This is a genomic window from Methylobacterium persicinum (genome assembly GCF_022179525.1).
GTDB lineage: Bacteria > Pseudomonadota > Alphaproteobacteria > Rhizobiales > Beijerinckiaceae > Methylobacterium > Methylobacterium persicinum.
In genome coordinates this window covers 1-12,502 of the sequence record NZ_BPQX01000052.1, presented here as the reverse complement: position 1 = coordinate 12,502, position 12,502 = coordinate 1, and the positions used below count along the sequence as shown (strand labels likewise).

At 68.8% G+C, this 12,502-nt stretch carries 11 protein-coding genes; 5 read left to right on the top strand and 6 right to left on the bottom strand.

Translation table 11 applies throughout. The features are described from left to right. The coding region (locus MFF22_RS19790) for a porin (RefSeq protein ID WP_238251497.1) at positions 1 to 387 on the bottom strand (387 nt) is incomplete at its 3' end. Positions 388 to 926: 539 nt separating this feature from the next. Between MFF22_RS19790 and MFF22_RS19785 the strand changes: the two genes are divergently transcribed. Genes MFF22_RS19785 through MFF22_RS19775 form a run of 3 tightly spaced genes read left to right on the top strand, consistent with a single transcriptional unit; the run spans position 927 to position 4,800 of the window. After that, complete coding sequence (locus MFF22_RS19785; protein ID WP_238251496.1) at positions 927 to 3,056, top strand: 4Fe-4S binding protein; 2,130 nt, start codon at positions 927 to 929, stop codon at positions 3,054 to 3,056. After that, complete coding sequence (locus MFF22_RS19780; protein WP_238251494.1) at positions 3,053 to 4,018, top strand: FAD:protein FMN transferase; 966 nt, start codon at positions 3,053 to 3,055, stop codon at positions 4,016 to 4,018. Before MFF22_RS19785 ends, MFF22_RS19780 begins: the two co-directional genes overlap by 4 nt. A gap of 35 nt (positions 4,019 to 4,053) precedes the next feature. Further along, the gene (locus MFF22_RS19775) at positions 4,054 to 4,800 is read left to right on the top strand and encodes a DUF1194 domain-containing protein (RefSeq protein ID WP_238251507.1); all 747 of its coding nucleotides are present in this window, start codon (positions 4,054 to 4,056) and stop codon (positions 4,798 to 4,800) included. A 43-nt stretch (positions 4,801 to 4,843) separates the two neighbouring features. Here the strand turns inward: MFF22_RS19775 and MFF22_RS19770 are convergent, their stop codons facing one another. From MFF22_RS19770 to MFF22_RS19760, 3 genes are all read right to left on the bottom strand, one after another. Beyond that, positions 4,844 to 6,748, bottom strand: a complete 1,905-nt coding sequence (locus MFF22_RS19770; RefSeq protein WP_238251487.1) for a TRAP transporter large permease — start codon at positions 6,746 to 6,748, stop codon at positions 4,844 to 4,846. Positions 6,749 to 7,108: 360 nt separating this feature from the next. Next, positions 7,109 to 8,041, bottom strand: a complete 933-nt coding sequence (locus tag MFF22_RS19765) for an AEC family transporter (RefSeq protein WP_238251483.1) — start codon at positions 8,039 to 8,041, stop codon at positions 7,109 to 7,111. Positions 8,042 to 8,193: 152 nt separating this feature from the next. Then, positions 8,194 to 9,519 (bottom strand): NHL repeat-containing protein, encoded by a 1,326-nt coding sequence (locus tag MFF22_RS19760; RefSeq protein WP_238251481.1) that lies wholly within the window; start codon positions 9,517 to 9,519, stop codon positions 8,194 to 8,196. Between the two features lie 172 nt (positions 9,520 to 9,691). On the opposite strand from MFF22_RS19760, the gene MFF22_RS19755 reads away from it, so the two are divergent. Then, on the top strand, positions 9,692 to 10,429 hold the full coding sequence (locus MFF22_RS19755; RefSeq protein ID WP_238251479.1) for a Crp/Fnr family transcriptional regulator: 738 nt from the start codon (positions 9,692 to 9,694) through the stop codon (positions 10,427 to 10,429). 57 nt (positions 10,430 to 10,486) lie between these two features. After that, positions 10,487 to 11,197: an HWE histidine kinase domain-containing protein gene (locus MFF22_RS19750; RefSeq protein WP_238251477.1), complete on the top strand. Its 711-nt coding sequence runs from the start codon at positions 10,487 to 10,489 to the stop codon at positions 11,195 to 11,197. 58 nt (positions 11,198 to 11,255) lie between these two features. Here MFF22_RS19750 and MFF22_RS19745 read toward each other — a convergent pair whose 3' ends face one another. Together MFF22_RS19745 and MFF22_RS19740 are read right to left on the bottom strand one after the other, a co-directional pair. Next, positions 11,256 to 11,444 carry a hypothetical protein gene (locus MFF22_RS19745; RefSeq protein ID WP_238251475.1) on the bottom strand — a complete coding sequence of 63 codons (189 nt, stop codon included), beginning with the start codon at positions 11,442 to 11,444 and terminating at the stop codon, positions 11,256 to 11,258. A gap of 165 nt (positions 11,445 to 11,609) precedes the next feature. Next, entirely contained in the window at positions 11,610 to 11,924 is a 315-nt protein-coding gene (locus MFF22_RS19740) for a hypothetical protein (protein ID WP_238251473.1), read from the bottom strand. Positions 11,925 to 12,502: the final 578 nt, after the last annotated feature.

The following is a 12,502-nucleotide window of genomic DNA, read 5'->3' as shown; positions in this document are numbered from 1 at the left end:
GATCCGGATCTGGGTGCCGGAATGGATGGTCGGGATGCCGGTGCGGCTGGCGGCCTCGAGGCGGATGAAGGCGCGCAGGGTGCCGTAGCCGGTCTGGGTGCGGGCATCGAGGTTGATGCGGGCGAGACCGCGGGTGCCGCTGTAGTCGCCGTTGCCCTGGGTCCGGCCGAGGGGGGCCTGGTAGCCGTACTCGAAGCGGGCGCGGCCTGAGAGGCGGAGGCAGGTATCGGTGCCGGGGATATAGAAGAAGCCCGCGCCGTAGGCGGAACAGACACGGACGAACTCGACCGGAGACGCTTTCTTGGTCGGGAGGTCGGCGGCTTGGGCAACGCCGACCGCGGCGAGGGCTGCGGCCGAGCCGAGCAGCCAAGTCTTCAAGTGACTCATCAGTTTCTCCAATCGTTCTGCCGCCGGACTGCCGGAATTCCTGTGAATTTCACAGAATTCCCCTAGATCATTCCCGCCACGGCCCTGGCTGCCAAAGACGTCGACGCTTGATCCCGCTGGGGACCAGCGGCATGCGAATGCATCACCGAGCCGCCTCCCCGCATCCAAGACGTCGATCCGTTGGCAGGCATTCGGTGGGCTGGAGATAACCGCACCGAAATCCGATTTTAAAACCCAAAAAGTGGACACTAGGTCACGAATTGGCTCGTGTTGCATAAATAAAACATGGTTTTACTTAGTACAAGTTGATATACAAATACTTACACAACTGACGATTGGAGAACTGCTTGACGATCCCGCTACGTTGCCCCGGCTAAGCTGGTGAGTGAGGAAAAATGGGCTGGTGAGTCCCTGCAGTCGCGGTGTCCTGGCCTTTGGTCCAATATCGGCCGCCGCCGCCCGGGCCCTATCGTGCCGACAACGATCGAGGAAACGCGAAGGGCGGCGCGAAGCCGTCCCGGAGACGGCTGCGGATGCGAATGTCCGGCGTTCAACGCCCCGGATTGGCGGCCCTCCGGCGCCTCGTCCTTGCGCTCTCGTGCCTCTTTCTCGCTGACTCCGCCACGCAGGCGGGGGAGCTCGACAGGGCGGGTCTCGCCCGCTACTTCCCGCCGCCCCTCGTCGTCGGGGAAAAGGACGACATCCTCCCGGTCTGGCCGATCCTCAAGCAGCAGGCGGGGTCCTACGAGGTCTTCGCCTACGCCTTCGAATCCATCGACTTCGCGCCGATCCCCGGATTCGGCGGCACCCCACCCGACCTCCTCGTCGCCCTCGCGCCGGACGGGACGTTCCGCGACGTGAAGGTGCTCTCCCACCGGGAGCCGGTCTTCCTGGAGGGGCTCGGCTCGGAGCCCCTTTTCGCCTTCGTCGAACAGTATGTCGGCCTGTCCGCGCGGCAGCCGATCCGGGTGGGGCGGCCAAACGCCCGGGCCTCCGGGGCCTCGCCGCAGACCACCGTCGACGGCATTGCCATGGCGACCGCCTCGACCCGGACGATCAACCAGTCTGTGCTGGCCTCGGCCCTCGCGGTGGCGCGGGGCAAGCTCGGTTTCGGCGCCGCCAATGTGGGCCTCCGTGTCGAGGCCAAGGCGGATCTCTACGAGCCGCTGGGTCTCGACGCCCTGTTGGCGCGGGGATGGGTCCGCCGGCTGACCGTCACCCGGCAGGAGGCGGCACGGGCCTTCCGCGGCACCGGCCTGGAGGAGGCAGGGGAGGGCGCCCAGGACGACATCCTGGCCGACCTGTACGTGGCCCTCCTCGACGTGCCGTCCATCGGCCGCAACCTCCTCGGTCCGGCGCGCTTCGAGGCGCTGATGCGTGAACTCGGCCCCGGCAACCATGCGGTGATGGTGCTGAGCGCGGGCCCCTCCGACGCGCCCGAGAACCCCCTCGGGGAGAGCTTCGTCCTCGGCTCGGTGCCGGAGCGTGTCTCGGTCGGGCAGGGAGGGCTCGTGGTGAACGCCCGCGACATGGCGGTGGAGCGGCGCGGCGCTGGCCTCGCCGAAGGGCTGCCGGCGGGGGACTGGACGATCCTGCGGATCGATGCCGCTGCTGGCTTCGATCCCTCCGTGCCCTGGATGCTCACGGACAAGATCGTCCGCGAGCGCGGCCAGATCCTGTCGGAGAAGATCACCCGCGATTTCTCCGTGGAGACGACGCTTCCGGGCAACCTCTTCCACCGGGAATCCGCCCAGGACGGCCCGGACTGGACCGAGGCATGGCGCGCACGGCTTCCGGCCCTTGTGGGGATCGCCGGCATGGTCGCCCTCCTCGTCCCGGTCCTCGTCTGGCAGAGGCGGCTCGTGGCCGATGCCCGCCGCTTCCCGGTCTTCCGGCTCGCCTTCCTTGCGGTCACGGTCGCCTTCGTCGGCTATGGGGCGCAGGCGCAGCTGTCCATCGTGACCCTGATGGGGTTGGTGCGGGCGGCGCTCCGAACGCACGATTTCGCCTTCCTGCTCTACGATCCCCCCTCGCTGGTCCTGTGGGCGTTCGTCCTCGGAAGCCTCGTCCTGTGGGGGAGGGGCACGTTCTGCGGCTGGCTCTGCCCCTTCGGCGCGATGCAGGAACTCATCGCGTGGCTGGGCTGCCCCCTGCGGATCCAGCTGGTCGTCGTCCCACCCGCCCTCGACCAGGCCCTGCGGAAGGCGAAGTACGTCGTCCTCGTCGGCCTCCTCGCGGCGACCGCCGCCGGCTCCCCCGCCGCGGATGCCATGGCGGAGGTCGAGCCGTTCAAGACGGCGATCACCCTCTCTTTCCTGCGCAGCTGGCCCTTCGTGGCGTACGCGGTGGGGCTGCTGGTCCTCAACCTGTTCGTCTACAAGGGCTTCTGCCGCTACCTGTGCCCCCTGGGCGCCGGCCTTGCCCTGGCCGGGCGCCTGCGCATCCTAGACTGGATACCCCGCCGCTCGGAGTGCGGCACGCCCTGCCAGCTCTGCAAGGTTCGCTGCCGCTACGGCGCCATCGCCGCCGACGGCCGGATCGATTACCCCGAATGCTTCCAGTGTATGGATTGCGTGACGATCATCCACGATCCCGGCCAATGCGTCCCGCAGGTCGTCGCCCGCAGGCACGCCAAGCGCATCGTCCCGCGCCCGGTGCCGGCGCGATGAGCGGCCGCGTCACCCGCCGCCGGGCGGTGCTCGGCGCCTTCGGCCTCGCTGTCCTCGGCGGGGCGACCAGGTTTCGCACCATGGCCGCCGCCCGGGGGCTCGCGTCGGACACCAGGGCCGGCCTCGCCTTCGGTACCACCGTATCGCTCACCGCCGCGGGTCCGGACCGGGGGGAGCTGGAGGCGGCCCTATCGGACGGCCTGTCCGCCATGCACGCCGTCGAGCGCGAGGCGAGCCTGTTCCGGTCGGATGGCGCCCTCCCGCGTCTCAACCGAGAAGGCCGCCTGGACGGCCCGCCCCCGCATCTCGCCGCCCTGCTCGCCTTCGCCCTGGACCTTGCGGCCGAAACGGGGGGCGCCTTCGACCCCACCGTCCAGCCCCTCTGGCCGCTCTGGTCCCGGGCGGCCAAAGTCGGCGAGCGGCCGGATCCCGGCGCCCTGACCGCGTGCCTCGCCCGGATCGGCTGGCGACGGGTACGGCTGACGCCGGAAGCGATCATCCTCGATAAGGGCACGGAGGTGACGCTCAACGCCCTCGTGCAGGGCTACGCGGCCGACGTGGTCATGGCGGCCCTCCGGGCGCGGGGCATCGCCGATGCCTTCATCGACACGGGCGAGTTCGGCGCCGCCGGCACCCATCCCGATGGGTCGCCCTGGCGCCTCGGCATCGCCGATCCCCGCCGCAAAGGAGAGATCGCGGAGGTGATTGCCCCCTTCACCGGCTTCGCCGCGACCTCAGGCGACTACAACATGGCGTTCTCGCCGGATTTCTCCGACCATCACATCTACAATCCGGCGACGGGCTACTCCCCGACAGGTGTCTCCTCGGTCACGGTGACCGCCCCCTCAGGCCTCGTCGCGGACGGCTTGTCCACGGCGTGCATGGTGCTCGGCCGGGAGAGGGGCGGCGCCCTCGTGGCGGGGCGGCAAGGCTGCGCCGTGCGGTTCACGGAGAAGGCATGAGCGGCCGCCTGATCCGCGTGGCGGGGGCCGTCGCCATGCTGATGGCCGGCCTCGCCCCCGCCCGGCCGGGGGGGAAGGTGGAATCCGTCGCGACGGCCCTCGTGGTGTCGGTGGACGTCTCGCAATCGGTGGACGATGCCCGCTTCCGGCTTCAGATGGAGGGCATCGCCGAGGCCCTGGAAGACCCGGGCGTCGTCGCCGCGATCACCGGCAACCCCGGCGGGATCCTGTTCGCGATGGTGACCTGGGCCGACAGGGCCGGCATGCCAGTGCCGTGGCGGCGCATCGCCAGCAAGGCCGATGCCGCCGCGGCCGCGGCCGCCGTCCGCGCCACGCCGCGGCAGGCTGGGGAGTTCACCTGCATCGGACAGATGTTCCGCACCGTGGCGGCGAGCGTCATCCCGGCGATGCCGTTGCCGGCGGACCGGATCGTCGTGGACGTTTCCGGGGACGGGAGCGACAACTGCACCGATCCGGACGCCCTGGAAGCCGAGCGCGACGACCTCCTCGGTCTCGGGGCGACCATCAACGGGCTGCCGATCCTGGTGCCCGGCGAGAACGACGTGGTGGGGGCGGGGGCCTATCGGGCGCCGGGCTACGGCCTGCGCCCGACGCCCCTGCCGCAGGACCGGACCAGCCTCGAGCAATGGTACCGCGCCCATGTGGTGGGCGGCCCGACCTCCTTCCTCCTGGCGGCGGCGGGCTACGGCGACTTCTCCCGGGCGATGCGGCGGAAGTTTGTGATCGAGATCAGCGCGTTGGAGCGAAAGGGCGAGAAATAGAGTGTCAGGACTCCCTCTCCACGCGAGCGGGAAAAGGGAACGGTCACAGGAACCCCGTCGAGAACCACGGCACGAGGATCACCGCGAGCAATCCGGCCAGGAGGGCGACGATGTAGCCGACGATGGGCCGCATCCCCGCATCGGGGTGGATCCGGCTGATGGCGCAGGCGGCGTAGTAACCGACGCCGAAGGGCGGGGCGAACAGCCCGACGCCCATCGCGAGGATCACTACCATCGCATAGTGGACCTCGTTCACCCCCACCGACCGGGCGATGGGGAACAGCAGCGGCCCGAACAGCACCACCGCCGGAATGCCCTCCAGCACCGAGCCTAGGACGATGAAGGCCGCCGCCGAGACCAGCAGGAAGCCGAGAGACCCGCCCGGGAGGCTCCGCATCGCGGTCGCCAGGGTCTGCGAGAAGCCCGACTGGGTCAGCGCCCAGGCCATGCCCGTGGCCGCGCCGATGATCAGCAGGATCGCCCCGGACAGGGCCGCCGTCGTCACCAGCATCGGATAGAGCCGGCGCCACTGGAAGCGGCGGTAAATCAGGAGGCCCGCCAGCGCGGCGTAGACGATGCCGATGGTGGAGACTTCCGTGGCGGTGGCCACACCCTCCACCACCGCGTAGCGGATCACAAAGGGCAGCGCCAAGGCAGGCAGTGCCACGACGAAGGCCCGGCCGATCACCGCCCGCGAGGGCCGCGCCACGTGGCTGAGATCCTCGCCCCGGTAGCGCCACCAGACGAGGGCGCAGAGGGTCACCGCCAGCACCACGCCGGGCAGCAGCCCCCCGGTGAACAGGGCGGTGATCGAGACGCCCGTCACCGAGCCGATGGTGATCAGCACGATCGAGGGCGGGATCGTCTCGGTCTGCGCGCCGGTCGCCGCCAGGAGCGCCACGAGGTCCCCCTCCCTGGCGCCCCGTGCCTTCATTTCCGGGAACAACACCGGGGCGACGGCGGCCATGTCGGCGGCCTTCGAGCCGGAGATGCCCGAGACGAGGTACATCGCCCCGACCAGAACGAAGTGCAGGCCGCCGCGGACATGCCCGAGCAGGCTCGCGAGGAAGCCGACCATCGCCTTGGCCATGCCGGTCATCTCGATGAGCAGGCCGAGGAACACGAAGAGCGGCACGGCGAGGAGGATGAGGTGGCTCATGCCCTCATCCATGCGCCCCACCACCACCATCGCCGGGGCGTCGGTGGTCAAGGTCACGTAGGCGAAGGTCGAAAGGCCGAAGGCGAAGGCGATGGGCACCCCGGAGAAGACCAGCGCCCCGACTCCGAGCACGAAGAATAGGAGCAGGTTGATGTTGCCGAGGTTCGTCAACACAGGTTGCAGCGCCCAAAGCCCGCCGGCGAGGCCGAGACCCGTGGCCAAAGCGGCCAGCGCCATCTTCCAGTCGGCCGCCTCCAAGAGGCGGATCAGGGCGATGACCAGCATCAGGCCGAAGCCCACCGGGAGGGCCGCGGCGCGCCACGCGTTGTTGAGCTCCAGCGCCGGAGTCTGGACGAAGGATTCCTCCCCCGCGAACTCCCAGGCCGGTTGGAGAACGAGAGCGACGAAGACGAGGCCCGCCACCAGCGCCAGGGTCTCGAGGAAGGCCCGGCCCCGGGGCCCGGCCATGGCGACCAGGGCGGTCATGCGCATGTGCTCGGCCCGGCGGAAGGCCACGACGGCCCCGAGCATGGCGAGCCACAGGAACAGGATGCCGGCGAGTTCATCCGTCCAGATCAGCGGCTCGTGGAAGACGTAGCGGCTGACGACGCCCGAGAGCAGCACGCCAATCTCGGCCAGCACCAGCAGGGCGGCGGGGATCTCCACCAGCCAGCCGAGGGCGAGATCGACGCCGCGCAACCAGCCCCGGGCCCGGAGCGGCGGCCCGTCGAGGCCGATCCCGTGGCCCGGCGAGCCCGCCGCCTCAGCCGCCGCGATGTCGATCGCCATGGCAGCCCCCTCAGACGCCATGCCGGCGTGAGCCGCCGAATTCCGTGAGGCGCATCGCCTTCCTCCCTGATGACCCGGAAGGGTCCTTGCCGGTTTGTCCGGTCTCGGCCCGTTCATTTCATAGTTGCGCCGGCCCGGCCAGAGAGCAGGCCGGGGTGGCCCCTACGGAGAAACCAAATTCCAGAGCGTTTTCCGGAACCGTGGGATCGCCTGCTCTCCGTCCCAGCTCCCCGTCCTTGCGAGCGGAGCGAAGCAATCCAGGGCGGCGGGACGCCTCAGGATGTTGCGGATTCCTGGGATGCTTCGCTTTGCTCGCAAGGAGCGGGGAGATGACGTGATCCAAGGATGGCAGAAAACGTCCTAGCCGAGCCAAGCCACCAGAAGCGAGACGGTCAGCACCGAGACGAGGTGCGAGATGAGGATCGCACCGGAGGTCACCCCCGCCTGGAGACCGTAGAGTTTTGCGATCGTGAACGGCCCCGATCCGATGGGCAGGGCGCTGAGCAGCACCGCCGCCCGCGCCCAGATGGGCGGAACGTCGAACACGGCGAGGACCAGCAGAGCCGTCACCGCCGGCTGGACCACCAGCTTCAGCCCGACGAGGATCCAGATCTGCCGCTGGTCCCCCGCGACGCCGCTCTCCTGCGCCAGGAACAGGCCGATGCAGATCAGAGCACAGGGGGAGGCCGCCCCACCCAGTAGCTTTGCCGAGGTGTCGAGGGGCACGGGCAGGGGGAGGCCGGTCAGCCCCACGGCGAGCCCCGCGATGGGGGCGATGAAGAGCGGGTTGCGGAGCAGGGATAGGAGTACCCGCCGCACGGTGCTCCGCCGGTCGACGCCCCGGCGCAGGTCGAACTCCACCATCACGATGGCCGTCAGGAACAGGACGCAGGCGGTGAAGAGCGTGGCGATCACCGCGGCCGGCAGCCCCTCCGGCCCGAAGACCAGCAGGCAGAGCGGAATGCCCATGAAGCCGACGTTGCTGTAGCCGGCATCCAGCCCCTCGATGCTGGAATCGGCGACGGAAGCGCCCCGGCGCCGCCCGAGCCCATAGGCGATGGCGAAGGTCGCGGCGATCCCGAGGGCGAAGGCCGCCGAGAAGCCCACCTGCCCGATCTCCGCCGGGGTGATCCTGGCCATGGTGCTGAAGATCAGCGCGGGCAGGGCGAGGTAGATGGCGAAGCGGTTGATGTTGTCCGTGGCCTCGCGGGTGAAGACGCCGAAACGCCCGCAGAGAAACCCGATCAGGATCAGCGCAAAGATCGGCAGCGCCGCGTTCAGGACTGCCTGCATCGCACCGTCCAGGAAAGGCCCGGGGCTCCGGGCCGATGGGGGCGCTGGTGCGGCCAAGCCGCTTCACCGTCAAGCCTCGGGGCGTCGGCTCGCCCGCGGACGGCCGTGTGACATCGCCGCAAAGCGGACCGGATCGCTGAGGGGTCCGGCGACTACCTCGCGATGGCTGCACCGTGCCCTTGTTCCGCCCGGCGGGCCAACGCCGCCTTCAGGCGGTCGGGATCGATCCGCGAGACGATCACGGGCCGGTCGGGATAGCCGAAACTCGCGAAGTAGAAGCGCCCCTGTCGGTCCCAGGCGTCATAGCCGGTGTGGACATGCCGCCCCGCGAAGGCCGGGTCCAGATCCGCGAGGACGCAGATCGTCCGGGTCCGGCCGGTGGCGAGGTCGAACTCGTAGAGTGCGGTGTCCTCGCTCGTCTTCGGGGAGGTGCTGGTGGCGAGATACACGCTGTCGCCGCCGGGGCTGAGGGCGAAGAGCCAGAACTCGACGCCGCCCCATCCCGCCGTCTTCCCGGTCTGGACCTGTCCGTGGTAGGTCCAGGAATGGGCGTCCTGGTCGAAGCGGTAGACGTGTCCGCGATCGTCCGCGAACACGCAGCGCCGGCCGCCTTCGGTGCATTGCCCGGTTTCCAGGGCCATGCCCTCCTGCAGCTTCCAGTCCTTCTCCTCACCGAAGCCGGATTGCGGATCGTAATACATGATGTGATCGAGCCGGGCCGGGTCCTCCGGCTGCATGGCCGTGAAGTAGAGCCTGCCGCGCCCGTCGACCCACATGACCCGGCCCGTATAGACATAGGGCGTGCCGTAGATCGTCGGCCGACCGAGATCCTGCGTCCGCCCGCTGGCGACGTCGTAGCGATAGATCTCCCCGGTGGGCACGCCCGCGCCGTAGATGACATCGTTCACCGGGTCGGATGCGAGGGAGACGAGGTTTCCATGGGGAACCGCCGTCCCGCCCGGTTCCTTGGCGCTGAGATCGGTGAAGCGGTCCGTGGCGGGATCGTAGGCGTACCAATGGAAGCCCCGCCTTTCCAGGTAGGCGGCGTCGAGGTCGGACCGGTCCATGGTGGCGACGTAGATCTTGCCGCGATGCCAGAGCGGTCGCGTGTGGAATTTCTGTGCGGTCTCGCCGGGACGCCAGTTGTCCGCGGCTTCCGAGGCCGACCGCGCGTCTCCGACATAGCGCAGCAGGCCGGTGGCGGCCTCGATCCGGTAGAGGGCCGCGTTCGTCCGGTGGTCCATGCCGGCGACGTAGATGTCCCCATTCGGCGCCGAGCCCGTGGCATGCCAGCTCTGACGGGGATACAGGCCGTTCGGCGTCGTCGGCAGGGCCCAGTGCCACAGGCCCTCCACCGTGCCGGGCCAGCCGGAGGGAGTGGACTCGGCGATCGTCGCCGGGCCGTCGGCCGCTTGGCCGGCGCCGGGGGCGAGGCTGAGGCAAAGCGCGAGGGCAAGGCAGGCCGACTTGCGCATCATGGCATCCGTTCCCGTGATCGTCGCGCGCCGCAGGCTGGTCTCAACGGACGCTGCCGATAGCCGCGTCAAAGATCGATCCTTAGGAGGCGCGAATAAGGAGACTGATCTACTTGAGTGCCGGCTCGATCAGACTTGTTATCATATCATCGTCGATATAGCGAAGCGGGACCGGATGCTCGATCCACTCGCGGAAAAGCTGAGCCGTTACGTCAACCTCTCGGTGGCTGACCGGATGTGGCTTGCCAAAGCCCTCGGGCCGGCCCGGAGCCTCCCCGCGCGGGCGGACCTGATCGATGTCGGGGACGACCCGCACGCCGTCAACGTCATCCTGGAGGGCTGGGCTTGCCGGTCGCGGCAACTCATCGACGGGCGCCGGCAGATCGTTTCGCTCCTGCTGCCGGGGGATCCGTGCGATCCGCACATCGTCCTCCTCGATCGCATGGATCACAGCGTGAGCGCCCTGACCCCCGTGGTCTATGCCCAGATCTCCGGCCCCGCGCTCCTGGAGCTGATGGCCCGGAGCCCGACCCTCGACCGCGCGTTCAAGCGGGAAGCCCTGGCCACGGTGGCGATCCAGCGGGAGTGGACGGTCAGCCTCGGCTGCCGGTCCGGCATCGAGCGCCTCGCCCACCTGTTCTGCGAGCTGCGATGCCGCCTCGCCGGGGTGGGCCTCGCGGGCCGGACGACCTGTCCGTTGCCCCTGACCCAGCACGACCTCGCCCACGCCCTCGGGCAGACCAGCGTCCACATCAACAGGACACTCCAGGAACTGCGCGCCCAGGGGCTGATTGCGCTTCGCGGCCGGCGCCTGACGATCCACGATCCAGATCGCTTGGCGGAGATCGCGCATTTCGATCCGGCCTACCTGCATTTCACGGTCGGGGTCGGGCCCCCGGCGGAGGGCGAATGAGCGGGCTACGGCCTGGACGGCGGTCCGGACCCAAGGACGAGAACCGAGGGGCGGCGCATGAGTGACCAGCGGGACGTGATCGACCGTCTTGCGGCCGCGGAGGCCGACAACACCCGCCTGCGGCGTCTGCTCGAGGAAGCCGGCGTCACAGACACCCTGCGCCATGCGCTGCGGGACACCGTGGCCATGCTGCGGACGATCATGCGCCGCTCTTCCGAGACAGCCACCGACGTGGAGAGCTATGCCGCCCACCTTGAAGGTCGGCTGGATACGCTGATGCGGATCCGGGCCCGCACGGATGCCTTCGGCGACGCCGATCTGCACCTCCTCGTCTCGGAGGAACTGGCGTTCCACCTCGTGCGTGAGGGCGAGCGTGCCGTCATCGCGGGCCCGCACATCAGGCTTAAACCGAAGGCGGCCCAGGTGCTGGCCACGGCGTTCCACGAGTTGGCAAGCAACGCTGTCGAACACGGTGCCCTCGACCAATCGGAGGGCCATGTCGACGTGACATGGCAGGTCGAACCCGAAAGCGGGATGCCCGTCGTCAGACTCTGTTGGAACGAGCGGGGAGGGGCCATCGATCCGGACAATCCCGTCCCGAGGCGGGGGTTCGGCCGGGAGGTGCTCGAGACCATGCTCGCCTACGAGCTGGAGGCGCAGACCTCCCTCTCCTTCGAACCAGACGGCCTGCGGTGCACCATCCGCTTCCCGTTCACGGAGCGGGTCGGTCGTCTCGGCGCCCACGACTGGGGGGAGGACTGGCCCTGAGACGGCCTGGAACGAGGGCAGGGGGAGCTCACAGGACCGGTGCGGCGGAGGCCTCGCCTCAGCGTCGGCGGGTCCGCGTCAGCAGGGCAAGGGCGAGGCTGATCAAGGCGGTGGAGGCCGCGAGGATGGCGGCTTCGCGTGGCATCAGCGTGAGCTCGGAATGGCCGGTTGCCGCCAGCCACACCAAGCTCAGAAGCATCGCCACCGGCACGCTGAAACACAACGCTATGAAGGGAACGACGATCATCCCTCATCCGTCCGCCGGGGAGGCGGGCAGCTCCGTCACGGCCTTCCGCTTGAACCCTCAATACGTTGAAAGATCGCGGATTTTGACGTCGCCGATCGCCGTCCCGGCCCGTTGCCCACTGGGGAAACTACCGACGCGACCTTGCGCGACCGTGCGCCGGCGCGGTCATGCGCGGGTGAAGGGGCCTTCTTCCGGACCGACGGCCCGGCGGTCGCCGAGCAGGCTGCGGCCGGACGCGATGATCTGCACCGTCTGACGGCGGTCGCATTCGGTCCGGGCCATCTCCTCGACGTGGCGGAGGTACTCGATGAGTGCGTCCCGCTTGGCCGGACGGTCATGGAGCGCGGCCTCGACCCTCCGGGCGACCATGCGCTCGAGGTCGTCCCAGAACTCAGCCGGACGCGGAGCGTGAGGGTTCATGGGCGACTCCTTCTCGAAGACCGCATCGTTGTCCGCCGCCGCCCGCAGGAAAGCACTCACGTATGTTCAAGGGGAGAGATTTTGTTAGGGGCACGAGATCGGACCGCCGGGCCAGAGGCCGACGCCCTGGACAGACCGTCGCCCGGTTGTGACGACGGGATGCCGCATCGGTGGCCGGCCCCGCCCCCCTCGAACCGACCGCCCTTCGCCTCCATATTCTAGAAGTGGTCATGGCCCCGTGCCTCCGAAGCCGGCTGAGAATTTTGCAGCCTCCTTCCCGACCGCGATTGACAGCCATTCCGAGCCGGCCTATACGGCCGCCTCCCGACGCGCCGCCGAAAGCAAAGGCCCGCCGACGGAACAGATTTTCGACGACAACGACAAACAATCAAAGGCACTTGCCAAGGTCGTTTGAAGTTGTTAGAGACTAAATCGCTCGCTGAAACGGGCGACGTTCTTTGAAAAGTAAATCTGAGAAAGAGAAACGCGGACGGCGTTTGTCCTTGCGCGTCCGGCGCGAGCCGGATCGTGAGAAGACTAAGCTGTCCAATGTTTCTTTAGCTCACAGTGTTTGAGCGGAAACGCTTGAACCGATTGTGAGTCTTCGTCGAAATGTTGTGATCAGCTGAGATCAGCTC

What these genes read in the sequence shown, in the direction of transcription:
- MFF22_RS19785 (WP_238251496.1), top strand. Translation starts at nt 927, where the DNA reads ATGTCCGGCGTTCAACGCCCCGGATTGGCGGCCCTCCGGCGCCTCGTC.
- MFF22_RS19780 (WP_238251494.1), top strand. Translation starts at nt 3,053, where the DNA reads ATGAGCGGCCGCGTCACCCGCCGCCGGGCGGTGCTCGGCGCCTTCGGC.
- MFF22_RS19775 (WP_238251507.1), top strand. Translation starts at nt 4,054, where the DNA reads ATGCTGATGGCCGGCCTCGCCCCCGCCCGGCCGGGGGGGAAGGTGGAA.
- MFF22_RS19770 (WP_238251487.1), bottom strand. Translation starts at nt 6,748, where the DNA reads ATGGCGATCGACATCGCGGCGGCTGAGGCGGCGGGCTCGCCGGGCCAC.
- MFF22_RS19765 (WP_238251483.1), bottom strand. Translation starts at nt 8,041, where the DNA reads ATGCAGGCAGTCCTGAACGCGGCGCTGCCGATCTTTGCGCTGATCCTG.
- MFF22_RS19760 (WP_238251481.1), bottom strand. Translation starts at nt 9,519, where the DNA reads ATGATGCGCAAGTCGGCCTGCCTTGCCCTCGCGCTTTGCCTCAGCCTC.
- MFF22_RS19755 (WP_238251479.1), top strand. Translation starts at nt 9,692, where the DNA reads ATGCTCGATCCACTCGCGGAAAAGCTGAGCCGTTACGTCAACCTCTCG.
- MFF22_RS19750 (WP_238251477.1), top strand. Translation starts at nt 10,487, where the DNA reads ATGAGTGACCAGCGGGACGTGATCGACCGTCTTGCGGCCGCGGAGGCC.
- MFF22_RS19745 (WP_238251475.1), bottom strand. Translation starts at nt 11,444, where the DNA reads ATGATCGTCGTTCCCTTCATAGCGTTGTGTTTCAGCGTGCCGGTGGCG.